Below are 20,505 nucleotides of genomic sequence, written 5' to 3' on the forward strand. Positions count from 1 at the left end.
TACCTGATTCAACACTTGCACCGAGGACTGCTGAACCTTTTCATGGCAAAGACCACTCCCAACACCACGCGCAGCCGCAGCGCTGTGCTGAAATCGCCGATCGATGCGACTCCTGAATCGGGAGTGCAGCGCACGGTCCTTCCCGGCGGCCTGCGCGTCGTCACCGAATTCATCCCCGGTGTGCGTTCCGCCTCCGTCGGCGTGTGGGTCGGAGTCGGTTCCCGCGACGAGCAGCCGAGTGTGGCCGGTGCCGCGCATTTTCTCGAGCATCTGTTGTTCAAGTCGACGCCGTCACGGACCGCGTTGGACATCGCGCAGGTCATGGATGGTGTGGGCGGCGAACTCAATGCATTCACGTCGAAGGAACACACCTGTTTCTACGCGCACGTGATTGACGAGGACCTCCCGATGGCGGTGGACCTTGTTGCCGACGTCGTACTGCGTGGGCGCTGCAGAACTGCGGATGTCGACGTCGAGCGGCAAGTAGTGCTCGAAGAGATCGCGATGCGAGACGACGATCCGGAAGACCTGCTCGGCGACGCCTTCCTGACCGCGTTGTTCGGAGATCATCCTGTCGGTCGTCCCATCATCGGTAGCGTCGAATCGATCGAGTCGATGTCGCGCAATCAGCTGCATTCCTTCCATGTTCGGCGTTACACGCCGCAGCGGATGGTGCTGGCAGTAGCGGGGAACGTCGACCACAAGCAGGTTGTGACGCTCGCTCGCCGCGCCTTCGCCGGGCATCTCGAGCGTGGAGTCAAGCCGGCGCCGCGGCGCGAAGGCACTCTGCGTTTGCGAACGATGCCTGAACTGAGCTTGACCCACCGCGACAGCGAGCAGGTCCACCTTGCGCTCGGAGTACGCGCGTTCGGTCGGCACGAGGGTCATCGCTGGGCCCTGTCTGTTCTCAACGCCGCAGTGGGCGGCGGGCTGAGTTCTCGTCTGTTCCAAGAGATTCGCGAGAAGCGTGGGCTTGCGTACTCCGTCTATTCCGGCGTAGACACCTTCGCGGACACCGGAGCGTTCTCCGTGTACGCGGGTTGCCAGCCGGAGAACCTCGGGGAGGTTGCCACAGTGATCCGCGAGGTACTTGCGAACGTGGCGACGGACGGAATCACCGATGCCGAGATCGCCCGCGCCAAGGGATCGCTGCGCGGCGGATTGGTTCTGGCACTGGAAGATTCAGGTTCACGCATGAACCGTATCGGTCGCAGTGAACTGAATTACGGCAACCATCGCAGTGTTGCGCAGACGCTCGCGACCATCGACGCAGTCACCTCCGAAGAAGTTCTCGAGGTGGCGCAGGTGCTCTTGACCAGGCCGTTTGCGGCCGCCGTCGTCGGCCCGTACAAGCGGGTTCGTGACCTCCCCGCGTCGGTACGCGGGATCGTGGGCAAGTAGTTCGAACTATCGAAATCGGGGTGTGCAGTTGAAGATCCGTGGTGCAGTGCTCGAAGAGATCGGCCGGGAGCGTCCCTTTGCGGAGTCGACTCCGATTTCGATTTCGGAACTCGACCTCGAATCCCCGGGCCCGGGTGAGATCCTCGTCAAGATCGAAGCTGCCGGGCTTTGTCACTCCGACCTCTCCGTGGTCGACGGGAATCGCGTTCGCCCCGTGCCGATGTTGCTGGGCCACGAGGCAGCTGGTCGAATCGTCGAACTCGGCGACGGCGTTGATTCGTTGTCGGTGGGCACCCGCGTCGTGATGACTTTTCTTCCGCGGTGTGGCGAGTGCGCGGGATGCGCCACTGACGGCCGGATGCCGTGCACGGTGGGTAGCGCCGCCAACAACGACGGCAGTTTGCTCGGTGGCGCGCAACGACTGCGGCGCTCCGGCGAGAGCGTCAAACATCATCTCGGCGTTTCGGGTTTCGCGACGCATGCGGTGGTCAACGCCAAGTCCGTAGTTGCCGTCGAAGACGATATTCCGGCCGAGATTGCAGCCGTACTCGGCTGCGCGGTGTTGACCGGCGGGGGAGCGCTACTCAACGCGGCCAAGCCTCGCCCGGCGGACACTGTGATGGTGGTCGGCTTGGGCGGCGTCGGGATGGCCGCAATCCTGACGGCGCGGGCACTCGGGGTCGAGAACGTCATCGGCGTCGACGCACTGGAGTCCAAGCTGGCTCAGGCGCTGGAACTGGGCGCGACCGAGGTCTTCACACCGTCAGGCCTGTCCGAGAGTGGCGTTCGCGCAGACATCGTCGTCGAAGCTGCGGGAAATGCTCGGGCGTTCGAGACAGCCGTGGCCGCGACGGCAGCGGGTGGCACGACCGTCACGGTCGGGTTGCCTGCGCCTGATGCGCGCTCGTCGATCTCGCCGCTCGGGCTGGTGGCCGAAGCGCGGACCATCATCGGCAGTTACCTCGGATCCGCGGTCCCCGCCCGCGACATCCCGATCTACGCGCAATTGTGGCGGGACGGGAAGCTGCCGGTCGAGAAGCTCATCTCCTCGCGAATCGAGTTGGACGACATCAATTCCGGCATGGACGAACTTGCGGACGGAAAAGCAATCCGACAGGTCATTATTTTCGACTGAAATCGTTACCTCCTGTAACGCTTCTCTCATATTGGACGACTACTCGAATGACGTTGCGTGACGCCCCGGGGGTCGGTCGTACGTTTTCCAAAAGTTGATTGGGGAGAAGATATGCCGGTTCGTGGGTTCTTTTCGCGACATCGAATACTGGCGGGTGCAGTAGCGCCCGCAGCGCTCGGCGTGGCCGCGTTGGTGGCGGTCGCAGTTGCCGTGGATTCTCCGCAATCGCAGACGATCGAGACCGAGTTGACCGCGTCTGTCACCGAGTGCCACGACACGGTCGGGATCGGTGTTGCCGGTCGCGGAGACACGCCGGTCGAGGGCACAACGAAGATGCTCGTCGGTGCGGATGGAACGACACTCCTCCCGGCGGCGCTCACAGACGACTACAGCAGTTACTGGGTCGACCCGGTACTCAAGGCGCCCGCCGGTTCGGTCAAGGACGGCTCGTACGCCTCCGTCTACATCGCGTATCCCGCAAACATGGACAGTTACGAAGAGGCCGTGACGACGGGCGCGGACAACACCCGCGCTGTGATGAAGGCAATCAGCGCGGCCTGCCCGAACACGAAGTTCTCGATTGTCGGCTACAGCGAAGGCGCTGACGTAGTGCGCCGCGTCGCGATGGACATCGGCTCGGAGTCGAGCACCTCCGGCATCAATCCGGACAACGTCGTCGGTGTGGTCATCTTCGCCGACGCTGGTCGACTCGCGGGCGAGGGGCCGTTCCCCGGCTCCGAGAACCCGTACGCGAACCCGAACGGTTTCAACCAGCAATATCAGAACGGAAAGAACACCGCTTCCGGATCCGGGGCACTTCCAGGCACCAGCGGAGATTTCGGGGCCCTGAACGGCAAGATTGCGTCGTTCTGCTCTGACGGCGACCTCACCTGCGCAGCTCCCGAGAACATTTCACTCCTGATTCTGGCGGCAAACGTCGGTCGGCAGCTCAACGTCGACCAGTTGCAAGCGCAGAATCTGACGCCCGCCACCGGCATGGACATCGCGGTCGTGATGGGACGAGTGATGTTCGACGCCTTCAACGACATCTCGAGCAATCCCACCTGGATGCAGAGCGACGAAACCTTCCTCGACGTCTTGCTGAAGGTGTCCGATCCGGCGTACAAGCCGAGCGAGGCCACCACGACGCCGGTCGCAAAGGACTCGGTTTCCACTGAGGAAGTGTCGCCGTTGGCGTACCTGCCGCAGAAGCTGTTCAAGGAAATCGTCGGCCTCATCGCCACGAACCAGAACACCATCCCCGTAGTCATGAACGATCCGTACGGCCTGACCTTGGGCCCGGATGTCGGTCACCACTTCGACTACTGGCGTGATTCGGATGCTGCAAACGGCAAGCCCCTGACATCAGCGGAGTACGCAGCGGCGTGGCTGACCTATCTGGCCAAGCAGGCGCAGGACGGCAAGCCGGTCGATTCGTCGGCGAAGCCGACCGCCGAAGAGATGGCGGATGCCATCGACGCCTTGGCTGCTTCGCCTTCGGTTACCGACTCGGCCAAGCCCACCACAACCACGGGCGAAGCGGTACAACCCGCACCCGCAGGTTCGGAATCTGCAGTACCGGCACCCGCGGCTCCGACGACGACATCCGTTGCGCCGGCCGCGACGCCGAGTGTGACTTCAACCGTGGCGCCGTCGACTTCAGTCGAGTCGAGTGCACCGCCCGCCGCGACCACGACAACGACAACATCAACAACAACAACGACACAAGTTACGACCGGCTAGCCGAGAGGTTTCCGTTCGTCAAAAACGCTGTCACAGGCTGCGATCCGCAAGTAGTTGCGGATCGCAGCCTGTTTTGTATGTACGGGTTACGTACAGCGGCGGTTGGTGCTTATCGTGGAAGGGAGGTTTCCGGATCACGAATCGTGGGTTTCACCGTGCACGAGCTGTCTATTGCGCAGAGTGTGGTCGAAGCCGTGTGCGAGCGTGCCGGCGAGCGACGAGTATCGAGTGTGCGGCTGGAAGTAGGGCAACTCTGCGCAGTGGTTCCACACTCTCTGCTGTTCTGCTTCGACGTTGTCACTGCGGGTACTCACGCCGAGGGTGCCAGCTTGCACATCGATCAGATTGCAACCAGCGCGCGATGCAATAGCTGTGGCGTGACTTTCTCGCCGCCCGACATGTTCTTGTTGTGTGGGTGCGGCAGTGCTGATGTCGAGGTGCTTGCCGGCCGCGAGTTGCGGATCCTGTCGATGGAAGTGAGCTGAGCATGTGCGCGACGTGTGGGTGCGGGGACACTACGGGACCTCGGGTGTCGGTCGTCTCCGGCGGAGAACACGAGCAGGACGACAGCCATGGGCACGGTCACCACCACCACGACCACGACCACGACCATGACCATGACCTTGGGCACGGTCACTCCGACCACACTGTAATTCTCGAGCAGCAGGTGCTTGCCAAGAACGACGGCATTGCGGTTCACAATCGTGAGTGGATGCGGGGCCGCGGAATCACGGCGCTCAACATCATGAGTTCGCCCGGCGCGGGTAAGACGACATTGCTGGCGCGAACGATCCGGGAACTAGGACGACAACGACCGATTGCCGTGATCGAAGGTGACCAGGAAACCCGGCTCGACGCCGAGCGGATTCGTGAGGCCGGCGCGTCAGTGGTCCAGGTCAACACGGGGGCGGGCTGTCACCTCGATGCCGAGATGATCGACCGCGCGCTGCGCGCCTTGGACCCCGCGGACGGGTCGCTGCTTCTGATCGAAAACGTAGGAAACCTGGTGTGCCCCGCGCTCTTCGACCTGGGCGAGGAAGGCAAGGTTGTCCTAATTTCGACGCCGGAGGGGGGCGACAAGCCGAAAAAGTACCCGCACATCTTTGCCGTCGCGGACCTCGTGGTGATCAACAAGATCGACTTGCTCCCGTACGTCGAGTTCGACGTCGATGCCTGTGTCGCGCAAGCGAAAATACTCAATCCTGCTGTGTGCGTTGTTGTTCTATCGGCCACGACAGGTGAGGGTATGGACGAGTGGTACGAGTGGATCGGTAGTCGTTCGGCGATTTCTCCGGTGGCCGTTGACAACTGATCTGCTCGGGTAGTTAATGAAATGAGTGGGTGCCACGCAAGTGGGCCGAGGTTCGACTCCGGTGGCGTCAGCGTTTCGGTGCCGCAGCAATTTGAGGCCATAGCGTGTCAGGCAGTAGCGGCGCCGAGAATCAGGCGCAAGTGCACCCGTGAAAGCGGCTGACATGGACACACAAAAATCGACTGCTGGCACCACGGCGGAACCTGCCTCCGAAAGCGCAGCTACCCCCGAAAGCGCAGCGGCCAAAGCGGAAGAAACTCTGATCCACGTGCTGTGGATCAATGCCGGTCTCAGTTGCGACGGTGATTCGGTGGCGCTCACCGCGGCCACGCAACCCAGTATCGAGGAGATCGCGCTCGGTGCGTTGCCCGGCCTGCCTCAGGTGGCGGTTCATTGGCCGCTCATCGACTTCGAATGTGGACCGCAGGGCGGCGCTGACGATTTCCTGGAATGGTTCTGGAAAGCCGACCGGGGAGAATTGGAACCCTTTGTTCTTGTTGTCGAAGGATCTATACCGAACGAGAAACTTCACGACGAGGGGTACTGGTGTGGTTTCGGGAACAATCGCGAAACCGGCCAACCGGTCACCACGAGCGAATGGCTCGACAAGCTGGCACCGAAAGCCACTGCGGTAGTTGCGGTCGGCACGTGCGCAACCTACGGCGGCATACATGCGATGGCCGGCAATCCGACCGGTGCGATGGGCGTGCCGGACTATCTCGGGTGGACCTGGAAATCGAAGGCGGGCATCCCGATCGTGTGCGTTCCCGGGTGTCCCATTCAGCCGGACAACCTCTCCGAGACCCTGACCTATCTTCTGTACATGGCCACTGATCAGGCGCCGATGATTCCCTTGGACGAATCCCTCCGCCCGCAGTGGCTTTTCGGTGCCACCGTTCACGAGGGCTGTGACCGTGGCGGGTACTACGAGCAGGGCGAGTTCGCGACGGAGTACGGGTCGCCGAAGTGCATCGTCAAGCTGGGATGTTGGGGACCGGTCGTGAAATGCAATGTCCCCAAACGTGGTTGGATAAACGGAGTCGGCGGGTGCCCTAATGTCGGCGGGATCTGCATCGGCTGCACAATGCCGGGATTCCCGGACAAATTCATGCCGTTCATGGATGAACCACCTGGCGGCAAACTCTCCACCAATGCGGTGGGAATGTACGGGTCCGTGATCCACAGTCTGCGCCGGATCACCGGTCACACGTTGGACAAGGAACCGCACTGGCGCGAGCGCGGGTCGAAGTTGCTCACCGGTGCGACGCGTACCTGGTGACCGACCGGATACCTTCAAATCAGTTCGTGAGCAACGTCTCTGGGAGGCACTGCAATGACGGCCATCGTTCCCGAACCCACCTCGACTGCGGACCGCGACGGTCTTGTCGAGATGGCGTGGGACCCCATCACCCGAATCGTCGGCAGTCTGGGTATCTACACCAAGATCGACTTCGCCAATCGCGAAGTGGTGGAGTGCCACAGCACGTCGTCGATCTTTCGTGGGTATTCCCTGTTCATGAAGGGGAAGGACCCGCGCGACGCGCATTTCATCACCAGTCGTATCTGCGGCATCTGCGGTGACAATCACGCCACGTGCTCGTGCTACGCACAAAACATGGCGTACGGCGTCAAGCCGCCGCATCTAGGCGAGTGGATCGTCAATCTCGGCGAGGCCGCCGAGTACATGTTCGACCACAACATTTTTCAAGAGAATCTGGTCGCAGTCGACTACTGCGAGAAGATGGTCTCCGAGACGAATCCCGGTGTGCTGGCGCAGGCAGAGAACACGCGCTGCCCGCACGAGGAGCAGCACGGTTATCGCACGATCGCGGACATCATGCGGACTCTCAATCCGTTCACGGGTGAGTTCTATCGCGAAGCGTTGCAAGTCTCGCGTTCGACTCGCGAAATGTTCTGCTTGATGGAGGGTAGGCACGTCCACCCGTCGACGCTCTATCCCGGCGGCGTCGGAACCGTCGCGACGATCGAACTGATGACGGACTACATGTCGCGGCTGATGCGGTACGTCGAATTCATGAAGAAGGTCGTGCCGATGCACGACGACCTGTTCGACTTCTTCTACCAGGCGCTGCCCGGTTACGAAAAGGTTGGCCTGCGGCGGACCCTGCTGGGTTGTTGGGGATCGTTCCAAGACCCCGAGTACTGCAATTTCTCGTACAAGGACATGACCGACTGGGGCCGGAAGATGTTTGTCACTCCCGGTGTGGTTGTCGACGGAAAGTTGGTCACCACGGATCTGGTGGACATCAACCTCGGTATCCGAATCATGCTGGGGTCCTCGTATTACGAGGACTGGAGTGATCAGGAGATGTTCGTCAAAACCGATCCGCTGGGTAACCCGGTCGATCGCCGGCACCCGTGGAATCAACACACCAACCCACATCCGCAGAAGCGTAATCTCGAGGACAAGTACAGCTGGGTCATGTCACCGCGATGGTTCGACGGAAAAGACAACCTCGCTCTGGATACCGGCGGGGGAGCATTGGCTCGTCTGTGGAGCACCGCTCTTGCCGGCCTGGTCGACATCGGATACCTCGAGTCGACCGGACACAGTGTGAAGATCAATCTTCCGAAAACAGCACTGAAAGGTCCCGTCTCGCTCGAGTGGAAGATTCCAGAACATGGCAGCAATACTCTCGAAAGAAACCGTGCGCGAACGTATTTCCAGGCATACGCAGCAGCGGCTGCCCTTCACTTCGCAGAGAAGGCGCTTGTCGAGATCCGGGCAGGCCGCACCAAGACGTGGGAGTCGTTCGAGGTTCCGGACGAGGGAATCGGTTGCGGATTCACCGAAGCCGTCCGCGGAGTTCTCTCACATCACATGGTGATTCGTGACGGCAAGATCGCGAACTATCACCCGTACCCACCGACCCCGTGGAATGCGAGCCCGCGCGACAGCTACGGAACCCCCGGTCCGTACGAGGATGCCGTGCAGGGTCAGCCGATCTTCGAGGAGAACGATCGAGACCACTTCAAGGGCATCGACATCATGCGGACCGTGCGTAGTTTCGATCCCTGTCTGCCGTGTGGTGTTCACATGTATCTCGGCGGCGGTAAGACCCTGGAGAAGTTGCACTCTCCGACGCAGTCCGTGACCGGGGAGTGATCGATGGAGCAATCGGCCGACTACTGGCGCGGAGCAGGTGAACGCATCGAGACGTTGTTGCAGGCCAATGCCGGTGCAGGCCCGGTGGCCAGGAATCGCGCCGAGCAACTGGTGCGCGAGGTCGTGCAGTTGTACGGCGCCGCACTCGAACGCACCGTCGCGCTGGCGGATCCGGCCATGATGGATGCGATGGTTCGCGACGATCTGGTGTCGAGCCTCCTACTGGTGCACGGACTTCACCCGCACGACGTCGAGACCCGCGTACGCACTGCGCTCGACAGCGTGCGTCCGTACCTCGGCTCGCACGGCGGGGACGTCGAACTGATCGAGGTGGCGGACGGCGTGGTGCGGCTACGGCTTCTCGGAAGCTGTAACAGTTGCCCTTCGTCGTCGGTGACCCTCGAAACCGCGGTCCAGGACGCGGTGCGGGCGGCGGCACCCGAGACCACCGGAATCGACGTCGAGACACCGGATTCGCACGAGCTGAAGTCGGGTGTGATCTCGGTCGAGTCCCTGTTCTCGCACGTACACGCCGAAGGGGGAGGCGCGCACTGGGTGGAGGTCCCCGAATTTGCCGAAGTCGACGCGGGTGAGGTCGCGGGCTTCCGGGTATCGGATACCGATCTGTTGGTCTGCCGCTCCGGTGACGATCTGTACGCGTATCGCGACCATTGCCCCGTATGTGACCATTCGATGGCGGGGGCTGTGCTCGAACGCATGATGGGCCTTCCTGTCCGAGACGCCGCTGTCCTTACCTGTCCGACTTGCTCTGCCCACTTCAGCCTGTACGGAGCGGGTGCGCGGGTCGGCACCGGCTCCGAGCACCTGGCGCCTCTGCCGGTGCTTATTCGCGACGGTGTGCTCTCGGTCGCGCTTGCCGACGATTCCGTGTTGCCGGTGACCTAGCCGTGGACGAAGCCTGGTCATGAAAACCACTGTGGGAGAGGTGCTCACGCGAATCGCCTCGACGCGCGCCGTTCCGACCGGGCCGCTGTGTGAGATGTGCGCGGCGGGCATAGGTGACGAACACCAACACGTCGTGGACGTACAGGTCCGGAGCCTGATGTGCGTGTGCCGTCCCTGCTATCTGCTCTTTGCGCCGGTCGACGCGGATCTTCGATACAAGGCGGTTCCCGATCGGTATCTCGAATTTCCGGACTTCGACCTCGGCCCTGGCCGGTGGGAGTCCCTGGAAATCCCCGTCGGACTGGCATTCTTCTTTCGGAACTCACTCCTCGACAAGTACATAGTCTTCTATCCGGGACCTGCCGGAGCTACCGAATCCGAGCTGCCCATCGACTCGTTCGAGACTGTGCTCGCGGAGAATCCGGGGCTCTCGCAGATGCGGGCCGACGTCGAGGCGTTGATTGTCTCGGTGCCCACGTCAGGACAATCGCCGAGATGCTTCGTTGTTCCCATCGACGCCTGCTACGAGCTGGTGGGCAGGCTGCGCACCGTGTGGCGCGGATTCGACGGTGGCCAGGATGCAGCGCGCGCGGTGGACGAGTTCTTCGGGCGCGTCGAGGCGCGAAGCAGGTCGGCATGACCGTCCTCGACTTCTCGGTCGACAACGTGGAGGTGGAACCGTATGCGGTTACACCAAATCTGACGGTGAGACTGAGGATGTCGGAGACTACCGGCGCGACCGTCCGAGCAGTCGCTCTACGCGCACAGGTTCGAATCGAACCGCACCGCCGGCCGTACTCCGACGAGGAAGGCGACGCCCTGCGCGATTTGTTCGGTCCGCGGGAGCGTTGGTCGAGTACGCTGCGAACCTTCTTGTGGATGGAGTGTTCCGCGGTCGTTCAGGGATTCACGGAAACAACGGTCGCGGCCTTACCCATGGCGTGTACGTACGACTTCTCGGTGACGGCGTCGAAGTACATGCACGCACTCCGTGACGGAACGATTCCGATCGTGGTTCTACTGAGCGGAACCGTATTCACCGACGGGCAGCGCGGTTTCTCGGTACAGCAGATCCCGTGGGACAGATCTGCTGCCTACGAATTGCCGGTCGACGTGTGGAAACAGCTGATGGCCACGCATTATCCGGCCTCTGGTTGGGTACGCCTCGACCATGAGACGATTGCCGATCTCGTGCGATTCAAGGCAGCGCACGGCTTCACGGACCTCGATTCAGCCGTGCGGCAGTTGCTCACGGCGAGCGAGGTGCCCCGATGACCCGAACTGAGATGGATCACGACGTTCGGGCCGTGGCCGACGCTGTCCTGTACGAGGGATATCTTCTCTATCCTTACCGGGCCGGCTCGGCGAAGAATCAATCCCGTTGGCAGTTCGGGGTTCTCGGACCGCCCGGCGCCGCCGGTGACGGAGTCGGCGAGGAACCGTCGATGTCCGCCCAATGTCTGCTCGGCGAACTCGAGCGGAACGGCGCCGAAGTAACGGCGACGGTGAGATTTTTGCACCACCAGTCGCGGACGGTTGAACGACTCGGCGCCGGCGGCGCGTGGATTCCGGTGGATCGGTTGGTAGTCGACGGGCACGAGGCGATCTCGTGGGACGAAGCCACCGAATCCGAGATCGTCGTGGGTCCGTGGGGTCTGGACGAACTCGAGGCCGGCGTCGAAGAATCCTTCTGTGCGGCGGGAGTTGTCGACGGAGAGACTCTGGCGGATTCTCGGGGCCGGGTAGTCGGACGGGTCGTTCGGACACGCCTTCCGGTGACCGGCTGCTTGGAATTGAACGCCTCCGCCGGGGACAGACGCAGGGTGATCTCCGTGAGCATCATGAACGACACGAGCGTCGACATGAGGGACAAGGGCACGGCCACGGCGCAGTCGATGATCGGCACTCACGTCATTTTGACCTGCGCAGGCTCGAAGTTCGTGTCGTTGTTCGACGAACCAGATCACTCGGAGCCGCTGCGCCAAAATCGCTGTTATCCAGTGCTTGCGGGGACCGAGGATCCGACTCACCCCGGTACATCGCCCACCGTTCTGGTATCACCGATCATCCTGTACGACTTTCCCGAGATTGCGCCGCAGAGCGAAGGATCCCTGTTCGACTCGACGGAGATCGACGAAATTCTCACGCTGAGAATTCTGGCCATGACCGAAGAGGAAAAGGCGCGGGCGCGGGCTACCGACTCGAAAGCTGCCGACATCATCGATCGATGTGAGAGCTTGACGGCCGACGATCTAGCCGGCCTGCACGGCGTGCTGCGAGATTCGATTGCCGGTTCTGATCTGATACCCGAGGTGCCTGACGGCGTGGACTGGTGGACGCCGGAAGCCGACACCAGCGTTCAACCACGCACCGACGCAGTTTTGATCAACGGCGTCCGCGTCTGCGGTGGAAGTACGGTTCGGCTTCACCCCTCACATCGCGCTGATGCTCAGGACCTGTTCTTCGACGGCCGGATCGCCCACGTCGCCACCATTCATGAAGACGTGGACGGCGACATTCATGTTGGGGTGACGCTCTTGGACGACCCGGCCGCCGATCTGCATAACTGGTACGGCCGCTACCTGTACTTCGCGCCGGACGAGATAGAGCCGGTGCCGCGAGACGGCGCGAGTTGACGTACTTCACGCTGTCGGACTTCACAGCTGTCGGACTTCACTGCTATCGAGAGGAGAACCCGCCATGAGGAGCATGGGATTGCTGTCGACGGCACTTCTCGGCGCCACCGCGATCGCAGCCGCGATCGTTCTGGTGGTGTCGATGCCGGACATCCAGCGCTATCTGCGAATGCGAAAGATGTAAAGCACTGTGCGCGTGCTGATTGCAGGCGTCGGAAACATATTTCTCGAAGACGACGGATTCGGCCCCGAAGTTGTTCGAGCGTTGCAGCATGAGAATCTCCCGACGGGGGTTCGCCTGGTCGACTACGGGATTCGTGGTGTGCATCTCGCATACGACTTGTTGGAGTCGTGGGACGCGCTGGTGCTGATCGACGCATTACCGGTGACCGGAGTTCCGGGGAAGCTTGCGATCATCGAAGTGGATCCCGAAAGTGAAGGCTCGCAAGGAGGTTTCGACGCACACTCGATGCATCCGAGTTCGGTGTTTGCCAGCCTGCAGGCCCTCGGCGGAGCACTCCCGCGGACGTTCGTGGTGGGGGCACACGCGAAATCGATTGGCGACGGAATCGGATTGAGCACAGAGATGCGTGATTCGGTAGGGCAAGCCGCCTCTGCGGTGATGGCACTCGTCCGGTCGATCGACGTGGATTGTGATGCCACCACTTTGGGGCCGGAGGTGTGAGTCATGTGTCTGGGGATTCCGGGACGGGTACGCGAACTACTGGACGGATACGGCGGTCAACTCGCCCTCGTCGACGTGGAAGGTGCACCGCGCAAGGTCAACATCGGGATGCTCGACGAAGGCACCGTCACGGCAGGTGACTGGGTGGTGATCCACATGGGCTTTGCAGTCGAGAAGGTCGACGAACAGGGAGCACAGCGCGCCCGGGCCGGCCTCGAACTGATGGGCCGTGGTCAAGACGGTGAGATCGACGAGTCCGGTACTCGTACCGGCGAGGTCGGGACATGATGGTCGCCAGCCGTGTCATCGTTCGTGGCGTAGTCCAGGGTGTGGGATTCCGGCCGTTCGTTCACGCGACTGCGACCGAACTGGGACTGTCGGGTTCGGTGGGAAATTCTGCTCTCGGGGTCGTGATCGACATCGAAGGCGACGGAGAGGCAATCGATGCGTTTGTCGCTCGGGTGCGAAACCGCCCCCCACCGCTGGCACGAGTGGAGTCGATAGAGCGCGAGGACTCGCCGCCGCTAGGTCGTCAGGGGTTTTGCATCATCGAGACGGATGCGGGGGCGGTCGGGCGAACCTTGGCGCCGGCCGATGTCGGGATCTGCGACGACTGCCTGCGGGAGCTGACTGATCCGAGCGATCGGCGATATCGTCATCCCTTCATCACCTGCACCAATTGTGGTCCACGATTCACGATCATCGAGTCGATGCCCTACGACCGGGCCGCTACGACGATGAAGCGGTTCCCGTTGTGCGCGAACTGTGCGGCGGAGTACGTGGATCCCTCCGACCGCCGGTTTCATGCGCAACCGATTGCCTGCCCGGAGTGCGGTCCAACGCTTTCGTTCGTGGAAGGCGACGCGCCCACGGAGACCGGCGAGGGTGCACTGCTACGAGCCCGATCGCTGCTACGAGACGGGAAGATTCTTGCTGTCAAGGGAATTGGAGGATTCCACTTGGCCTGCGATGCGCGTGATGATCGCGTGGTTCACGAATTGCGTGACCGCAAGCATCGACCGAGCAAGCCGTTGGCGGTGATGGTGCGCGATGTGAGAGAAGCCAGAGCGCTGGGTGTGGTCGGGGATGCCGAGGCCGATGCCATGTCCTCGCGCGAGCGTCCCATAGTGCTGGTTGCCAAAGCGTCTGGATACACGCCGTCTCCCTCGATTGCCCCAGGCATTCCGGACATCGGAATCATGCTGGCCTACAATCCGATTCAGCATCTTCTTCTCGGGTTGGCGGGAGACGCTGCGGGCCCCGCGGCGTTGGTGATGACGTCGGCGAACATCGGTGGCGAGCCAATTCTGTACTCCGACGACGATCTCGAACGGGTGGGTGACCTGGCCGACGGGGTGTTGACCCACAACCGTCCGATCTTGATGCCGTGTGACGACTCGGTGATGCGAATAGTCGGCAGTGGACGACAGTTGCTTCGTCGCTCGCGCGGATATGCACCGCTGCCCGTTGCGGCGCCGTTCGATCTACCGCCCACCTTGGCGGTCGGGGCCGATCTGAAGAACACCTTCTGTCTTGCCGAGGGTGCGTATGTCTGGCCGAGTCAGCACATCGGAGACATGGGCGACCTCGCTGTCCTCGACAGTTTTGCTGCCTCGGAGAGTCACTTCGAGTCGATCACCGGAGTAGTGCCGCACCAGATTGCCTGTGACGAGCATCCTCGGTATCGCTCGTCCTCGTGGGCTCGCAGTCGTAGTGGCGACCGACCGGTGCGCGTCGTCGGGCATCACCACGCACATGTGGCTTCCGTGATGGGGGAGAACGGCCGGGACGGGAGCGAACCGGTTCTCGGAATAGCGTTCGACGGCACCGGTTACGGGGCGGACGGCGCAGTGTGGGGAGGGGAATTGCTGCTGGCGACGTACAAGGGTTATCGCCGTCTCGCGCATCTGGGATACGTACCGCTGCCAGGGGGCGATGCCGGAGTGGAACGACCGTACCGAATGGCGCTCGCCCACCTCTGGCATGCCGGGTTGGACTGGGAAACCGACCTCGCGCCGGTGGCAGCCTGTCCGCCGCGAGAGCAGTCGGTCCTACTTCACCAGTTGGCAACCGGTTTCGGGTGTGTGGACACCTCCAGCATGGGGCGGTTGTTCGACGCAGTCTCCTCGCTGACCGGGGTTCGTCAGAGCGTCGACTACGAAGCGCAGGCCGCCATCGAACTGGAGGGTATTTCGAGGGGAGTCGACTGCGCCCCGTCGCGGTACACCTTCGACTGGGTGCAGTCGGACGACGATTCCTGGACAGCTGATCCGCGGTCGGTCATTCGGGCCGTTGTCCGTGATCTCCGAGCGAAGGTGCCCGCCGACGTGATCGGCGCGCGCTTCCACGAATCCGTCGCGCACCTCGTACTCGAGTGGGCAATCCGTGGCCGGGAACTGGCGGGAGTGGACGAGGTAGTTCTCACCGGAGGTGTGTTTCAGAACCCTCTCCTGCTCGTCCGGGCGTGTGCCCTGCTCGGAGAAGCCGGATTCACGCCGTTGACAGGACTGCAGTTACCACCGAACGACGGTGGTCTCGCCTACGGCCAAGTGCTGGTCGGGAGTTCGTCATGAGGTCAGGAGTTGTGCCATGTGCCTAGCCGTACCAGGACGTATCGAGTCCTTGGAGGAACGCGACGGAACGACGATGTCGGTGGTGAACTTCGGAGGCGTCCGAAAAGAAGTGTGCCTCGAATACATTCCGGGCGCCCGAGTCGGCGAGTACGTCGTGGTGCACGTCGGATTCGCCATCCAACGACTCGACGAGGAATCCGCGCGCAGCACGCTGGCGGAATTCGAACACCTCGGCGTACTCGAAGAGGAATTCGGTGACGGGTTCGCCAGGGCTGCCCGGGCCGCCGGGATCGAACCGAAGGAGACGGAATCATGAAGTATCTGGACGAGTTCTCCGATCCGGAACTGGCCGGCAAACTGCTGGATCAGATCCGCGCGCTGGCCACGCGCCGATGGGCGATCATGGAAGTGTGTGGTGGTCAGACACATTCGATCATCAGGCACGGCATCGATCAACTACTCCCAGAGCAGATCGAGATGATTCACGGACCTGGTTGCCCGGTCTGCGTCACGCCGCTCGAGATCATCGACAAAGCTCTCGAAATCGCGGCAAAGCCCGATGTCATTTTCTGTTCATTCGGGGACATGTTGCGAGTTCCGGGGAGTTCGTCGGATCTGTTCCGGATCAAGAGCGCCGGCGGCGACGTTCGCGTGGTGTACTCACCGTTGGATGCACTGACTATTGCCAAGGAGAATCCGGACCGGCAAGTGGTGTTCTTCGGGATCGGATTCGAGACCACAGCGCCGGCCAACGCCATGACCGTCTATCAGGCCAATCGCCTGGGTATCAAGAACTTCTCGCTGCTCGTCTCGCACGTTCTGGTTCCGCCGGCAATGGCCGCGATAATGGACTCGCCAGAGTGCCGCGTGCAGGCATTTCTGGCGGCCGGGCATGTGTGCAGTGTGATGGGAACGTCGGAGTACCCGGCCCTCGCCGAGAAGTACAAGGTCCCGATAGTCGTCACCGGATTCGAGCCGCTGGATCTCCTGGAAGGCATCAGAAAGACTGTGCTGCAGTTGGAATCGGGTCGACACGAGGTCGAAAATGCCTACGCCCGTGCTGTCACGGCGGAGGGCAACACCGCAGCGAAAGCGATGCTCGAGGATGTGTTCGCGGTGTCGGACCGGACGTGGCGCGGCATCGGATCGATCCCGGACAGTGGTTGGCAGCTGGCGCCGAAGTATGCGTATTTTGATGCGGAAGAACGTTTTTCGGTGACCGATATCCACACCGACGAGTCGAGTGTCTGCCGGTCCGGTGAAGTATTGCAAGGCTTGATCAAGCCACACGAGTGCAGTGCCTTCGGGAAGGAATGTACTCCGCGGAATCCACTCGGTGCCACGATGGTGTCGTCCGAGGGGGCGTGCGCTGCGTACTACCTGTACCGACGCCTGGAACTGCAGGAGGCGGGTCATGCCGGCTGAGGAGACCGCGGTCGTGGACCTGTCGGCATGGGTGTGCCCACTGCCGCTGCGTGATTCGCCGAACATCGTCATGGGACACGGCGGTGGGGGAGCGATGTCCGCCGAGCTCATCGAGCATCTGTTCCTGCCCTCGTTCGGAAGCGCTGCCGATGCCGAGCTCGGCGACTCGGCTGTATTCGACATCGGCGGGGTGCGGCTCGCCTTCTCAACGGACTCGTACGTCGTGAAACCCATGGTGTTTCCCGGCGGAACGATCGGCGATCTTGCGGTCAACGGAACGGTGAACGACCTGGCGATGGCGGGAGCACAACCCTTGGTGATGTCGACGGCATTCATCCTCGAAGAAGGGACCGCGTTGACCGACATCGCGGCGATCGCGAAGGCGCTCGGGCGGGCTGCGCACGTTGCCGGCGTTCGACTGGTGACGGGTGACACCAAAGTTGTCGATGCCGGTCACGGCGACGGAGTCTTCATCAACACCGCGGGAATCGGGATTGTCGCCGACGGGGTGGACATCAACCCCACTCGCGCACAAGTGGGTGACGTCGTGATCGTCAGCGGCGACATCGGTGTTCACGGGGTGGCCGTGATGAGTTGTCGCGAAGGTCTCGAATTCGGGACCGAGGTGCGCAGTGATTGCGCGTCGCTCAACGGCGTGGTCGCCGACATGATTGCCACCGGCGTCGACATCCATGTCTTGCGCGACCCTACCCGGGGCGGAGTTGCCGCCACCCTCAACGAGATCGCTCAAGCGTCGAACATCGGTGTTGCGCTGGTGGAACGAGATCTGCCGATTCCCGCTGACGTGCGCGACGCCTGTGGGCTACTCGGTTTGGATCCTTTGTACGTCGCCAACGAGGGTAAGTTGATCGCCTTCGTTCCGCGAGAAGACTCCGACCGAATTCTGGAAGCGATGCGCGGTAATCCGCTGAGTGCGGGAGCTGCCGTGATCGGGGAGTGCGTGGCCGAACATCGCGGAATGGTGGTGGCGCGTACGGCATTGGGAGGCAATCGGGTAGTGGATTTGCCGGCAGGTGAACAACTTCCGCGGATCTGCTGATGACTGCCGTCGGTATGAACGGGCCGGCATTGTTTGCCCGCTACGCGTATCCGCCGAACGAGTTGGGTTACTGCGGACCCGACGATCCTTCAGTGCTGCTTCGTCTGGCCAGCGGCAACTCGGGCAGCGGCGACCGTGATCGCGCTCGTCAATTCGACGGTGCGTGGCCGTACCTCGAGGCATTGGCCGCAAGTGCGGGCATCGACGATCCTCTCGATCCGCGAGTGATCGAAGCCTATTGGGTAGGAGGTGATCTCCTCGACTCGCTTGATTCGGGGGCGTTGTTGCAGCACTTGAGGGCGGCATTCGGTGAACGCGAGAACACCGGGTTTCTCCCTGCCCTCGGGGATCGGGACCGCGCGCTCGCGCACCACAGTTTTCACGTATTTCTGGTGTATCCGTGGGTCAAGCTTCTTCGGAAGCGCGGTGCGGTCCCACTGTCCGTCCTCCAGAACTGCCGGATCAGATGGGGAGTGGTCGAGGACGTGAGTGAGGAGCACGCGTTGGTGGTTTCGTCCCCGCTCGAGTTCGACGGTGAGCAACTCGTACGCGGCACGCCGGTGACGCAGCGAGTGCGATGGAGCGTTGACGGCCGCTCACTCGCACCGACGCCCGTCCAGGGCGCCTTGGTGACGATGCACTGGGATTGGCTGTGTGACAACATCACGTCAGAGCAATCACGGGCATTGGATGCCGCGGAAGACTCGGCATTGCGGATCGCGACCCGGATGCTGTCGACGTGACAGGCCCGGTCAGAGCAGGGACCACTGTCTGGAGGATACGCAGGTGTCAGGGCACGAAAAAGGTTCCGAGGCCCGGTGTTCCGATCGCCTGGGGATCGACGTATGCGACGACCTGACCCGAGCCCGGACGAATGGTGACGGGTTGTGCATCCAGTGTCGGAAATGATGCGGATCCGTACGCTCCGGTGCCGAGACTGAGCCAGTGGACGACCGCGGAGTGGGGGTTTCCGTCGCCGGGTGCGCGTTGCACGTGCAGCACGGCGGCGCCCGGTTCTTCGCCGACGATCGCTGCAAGGTGGGGAGTGGGCAAGTCGACGAGCGGGACGTAAGGGTCGACCTGGAACGGAACCGTGCTCGGCGCCGCTGCCGCGGTACCCGGCATCATCACGCCGGAGATCGCAAGGGCCGCAAAGACCGCGGCACCGGTACGTGCAAAAGCGTTGAGTGCAGTCATACGATTCGACGCTAGTCGCTTGACCGGCGATTCGGTGCCGTTTCGCGTTTCAATCGGCGGCGGGGTGACGTCGACGCCACCGCCCAGTGGTACGCGAAGGTATTCGGAATGACGATCGAGATATTCGGCCCCACGGTACGCACTGCACTGAAGTTCGGAGATCAGAAGATCAATCCGAGGCCTCTCGGATCGGCGGAGCAAGACCCGGCCTGGACCACCGGCGCCGTCGAGCCAGCAGGTTCCGAGGATTTGTGCTTCATCACTCTTGCGTCGCCTGGAACTGTCCGTGAGCACCTGGAGAACTGTGGGGTCGAGGTGCTCGACGGGCCCGTGACCAAACTGGGTGCCCTCGGCGAGATGGTCTCGCACTATTGTCGCGACCCCGACGGAAACCTTATCGAGATCGCCGTCTACCCGTGAACCAACCACTCCGAGGAGAAATTACTCCAGATTCAATGTCGTCCAGTGCTGCCTCCGCCGGCTGTCGACATCCTTCCCCGCCGTGCACTTGGAATCGGTGTTCGTCACCGGACGTTGCGGGTCCCGCTTTCTCTGATCGTTCGTCCGCGGTCCGCGTCCGTCGGACTGTTCTCTTCAAGATCGCTGATCGAACTGGATTCGAGAAGGTGTCGGACCGGCGTCCGATGGCTTTCGAGGAGGATCTAGCTACTTCCGTCGTCTATCGAGTGAGCGAGGGTGGAGACGGTGCGCTTTCGGTGGGTTGTTGCCGGTTGCACTGTGTCGGGCCAGTCAGCAGTTTCTTCCAGCGCCCAGTCGGCCCATTCGGCGATGTGGTTGAAGTGGCCGATCATGAACCGGTTGGCCAGTGCCATCAGATGATTCTGCTGGGGGAGTGTGCCGGCTTCGGGGGCCGAAATCCGTTGTGCGTGTGAGACGAACAGACTTCGGGACCGAGTTGCCTGTTCGCGCATGGTGGTCAGGTTGGTCCGCAGGTCGGCGATCGTGCCTTGGTTGGCGAAGATCACGCGGATCATGCCTTCGAACTGCAAGGCGGGGGGTGTGGCCTGGGTGGCGAGCCAGTCACTCAGCGCTGTGCGGCCTTCGTCGGTGATGGAGTAGACCGTGCGGGAGCGCTGAGTGCCTTTCGTTACCGTGCTCGCCGTGACCAGACCGCGTTCAAGCAGAATTTTGGGGGCGTTGTATCGCTGTCGGTCTGCGCTGGGCCACAACTCGGCGACCCCGCGTCCGACCTGTTCGGCGATCTCGTATGCCGACCAGTCCTTGACCGTCAGCAGTCCCAGGATCATGTACGAGGTAGGTGTGAGATCACGCTGAGCCACATGG

General features: G+C 62.1%; 21 protein-coding genes and 1 pseudogene. 20 read left to right on the forward strand and 2 right to left on the reverse strand.

The genetic code is table 11. The annotated features are described in order from the left end of the window. Nucleotides 1–42: 42 nt before the first annotated feature. From B0E55_RS22360 to B0E55_RS22445, 19 genes are all read left to right on the forward strand, one after another. Complete coding sequence (locus tag B0E55_RS22360; protein ID WP_019748074.1) at nt 43–1,401, forward strand: M16 family metallopeptidase; 1,359 nt, start codon at nt 43–45, stop codon at nt 1,399–1,401. 28 nt (nt 1,402–1,429) lie between these two features. Next, entirely contained in the window at nt 1,430–2,536 is a 1,107-nt protein-coding gene (locus tag B0E55_RS22365; RefSeq protein ID WP_175470332.1) for an alcohol dehydrogenase catalytic domain-containing protein, read from the forward strand. 111 nt (nt 2,537–2,647) lie between these two features. Then, nucleotides 2,648–4,279 carry a cutinase family protein gene (locus tag B0E55_RS22370; RefSeq protein WP_047889311.1) on the forward strand — a complete coding sequence of 544 codons (1,632 nt, stop codon included), beginning with the start codon at nt 2,648–2,650 and terminating at the stop codon, nt 4,277–4,279. A gap of 155 nt (nt 4,280–4,434) precedes the next feature. Then, a complete protein-coding gene (locus tag B0E55_RS22375; protein WP_020907448.1) occupies nt 4,435–4,764 on the forward strand; it encodes a hydrogenase maturation nickel metallochaperone HypA/HybF in 330 nt (109 codons plus the stop codon). A 2-nt stretch (nt 4,765–4,766) separates the two neighbouring features. Beyond that, nucleotides 4,767–5,591 (forward strand): hydrogenase nickel incorporation protein HypB, encoded by an 825-nt coding sequence (gene hypB, locus B0E55_RS22380; protein ID WP_080910485.1) that lies wholly within the window; start codon nt 4,767–4,769, stop codon nt 5,589–5,591. A 163-nt stretch (nt 5,592–5,754) separates the two neighbouring features. Further along, a complete protein-coding gene (locus B0E55_RS22385; RefSeq protein WP_020969412.1) occupies nt 5,755–6,870 on the forward strand; it encodes a NiFe hydrogenase small subunit in 1,116 nt (371 codons plus the stop codon). A 54-nt stretch (nt 6,871–6,924) separates the two neighbouring features. Next, nucleotides 6,925–8,718 carry a nickel-dependent hydrogenase large subunit gene (locus tag B0E55_RS22390; RefSeq protein ID WP_019748080.1) on the forward strand — a complete coding sequence of 598 codons (1,794 nt, stop codon included), beginning with the start codon at nt 6,925–6,927 and terminating at the stop codon, nt 8,716–8,718. A 3-nt stretch (nt 8,719–8,721) separates the two neighbouring features. Then, nucleotides 8,722–9,624, forward strand: a complete 903-nt coding sequence (locus B0E55_RS22395) for a NifU family protein (protein ID WP_080910486.1) — start codon at nt 8,722–8,724, stop codon at nt 9,622–9,624. 19 nt (nt 9,625–9,643) lie between these two features. Further along, nucleotides 9,644–10,264, forward strand: a complete 621-nt coding sequence (locus B0E55_RS22400) for a DUF5947 family protein (protein ID WP_021333534.1) — start codon at nt 9,644–9,646, stop codon at nt 10,262–10,264. Next, entirely contained in the window at nt 10,261–10,899 is a 639-nt protein-coding gene (locus B0E55_RS22405; RefSeq protein ID WP_020969415.1) for a DUF6084 family protein, read from the forward strand. The genes B0E55_RS22400 and B0E55_RS22405 overlap by 4 nt, the downstream gene beginning before the upstream one ends. Then, entirely contained in the window at nt 10,896–12,260 is a 1,365-nt protein-coding gene (locus B0E55_RS22410; RefSeq protein WP_080910487.1) for a hypothetical protein, read from the forward strand. Before B0E55_RS22405 ends, B0E55_RS22410 begins: the two co-directional genes overlap by 4 nt. Before the next feature lie 64 nt (nt 12,261–12,324). Next, the gene (locus B0E55_RS32655) at nt 12,325–12,444 is read left to right on the forward strand and encodes a DUF6893 family small protein (RefSeq protein ID WP_003942178.1); all 120 of its coding nucleotides are present in this window, start codon (nt 12,325–12,327) and stop codon (nt 12,442–12,444) included. 6 nt (nt 12,445–12,450) lie between these two features. Continuing rightward, nucleotides 12,451–12,945 (forward strand): hydrogenase maturation protease, encoded by a 495-nt coding sequence (locus B0E55_RS22415; protein WP_069146018.1) that lies wholly within the window; start codon nt 12,451–12,453, stop codon nt 12,943–12,945. Between the two features lie 3 nt (nt 12,946–12,948). After that, nucleotides 12,949–13,233, forward strand: a complete 285-nt coding sequence (locus B0E55_RS22420) for a HypC/HybG/HupF family hydrogenase formation chaperone (protein ID WP_019748086.1) — start codon at nt 12,949–12,951, stop codon at nt 13,231–13,233. Further along, the gene (gene hypF, locus B0E55_RS22425; protein ID WP_080910488.1) at nt 13,230–15,518 is read left to right on the forward strand and encodes a carbamoyltransferase HypF; all 2,289 of its coding nucleotides are present in this window, start codon (nt 13,230–13,232) and stop codon (nt 15,516–15,518) included. The genes B0E55_RS22420 and hypF overlap by 4 nt, the downstream gene beginning before the upstream one ends. A 16-nt stretch (nt 15,519–15,534) precedes the next feature. Beyond that, nucleotides 15,535–15,834 (forward strand): HypC/HybG/HupF family hydrogenase formation chaperone, encoded by a 300-nt coding sequence (locus B0E55_RS22430; protein WP_020907459.1) that lies wholly within the window; start codon nt 15,535–15,537, stop codon nt 15,832–15,834. After that, nucleotides 15,831–16,943: a hydrogenase formation protein HypD gene (hypD, locus tag B0E55_RS22435; protein WP_020969419.1), complete on the forward strand. Its 1,113-nt coding sequence runs from the start codon at nt 15,831–15,833 to the stop codon at nt 16,941–16,943. The genes B0E55_RS22430 and hypD overlap by 4 nt, the downstream gene beginning before the upstream one ends. Next, nucleotides 16,933–18,003 (forward strand): hydrogenase expression/formation protein HypE, encoded by a 1,071-nt coding sequence (gene hypE, locus B0E55_RS22440; RefSeq protein ID WP_080910489.1) that lies wholly within the window; start codon nt 16,933–16,935, stop codon nt 18,001–18,003. The genes hypD and hypE overlap by 11 nt, the downstream gene beginning before the upstream one ends. Then, a complete protein-coding gene (locus tag B0E55_RS22445) occupies nt 18,003–18,746 on the forward strand; it encodes a DUF6390 family protein (protein WP_020969421.1) in 744 nt (247 codons plus the stop codon). Before hypE ends, B0E55_RS22445 begins: the two co-directional genes overlap by 1 nt. A 46-nt stretch (nt 18,747–18,792) precedes the next feature. Here B0E55_RS22445 and B0E55_RS22450 read toward each other — a convergent pair whose 3' ends face one another. Then, nucleotides 18,793–19,200 (reverse strand): hypothetical protein, encoded by a 408-nt coding sequence (locus B0E55_RS22450; RefSeq protein WP_080910490.1) that lies wholly within the window; start codon nt 19,198–19,200, stop codon nt 18,793–18,795. 57 nt (nt 19,201–19,257) lie between these two features. On the opposite strand from B0E55_RS22450, the pseudogene B0E55_RS22455 reads away from it, so the two are divergent. Continuing rightward, nucleotides 19,258–19,620: pseudogene (locus tag B0E55_RS22455) on the forward strand (VOC family protein); the annotation flags it as partial. A gap of 242 nt (nt 19,621–19,862) precedes the next feature. Here B0E55_RS22455 and B0E55_RS22460 read toward each other — a convergent pair. Beyond that, entirely contained in the window at nt 19,863–20,501 is a 639-nt protein-coding gene (locus B0E55_RS22460; RefSeq protein WP_020969422.1) for a PadR family transcriptional regulator, read from the reverse strand. Nucleotides 20,502–20,505 lie beyond the last annotated feature (4 nt).

Origin of the sequence: Rhodococcus sp. 66b (assembly GCF_002076325.1) — a bacterium.
Taxonomy (GTDB): domain Bacteria; phylum Actinomycetota; class Actinomycetes; order Mycobacteriales; family Mycobacteriaceae; genus Rhodococcus_F; species Rhodococcus_F erythropolis.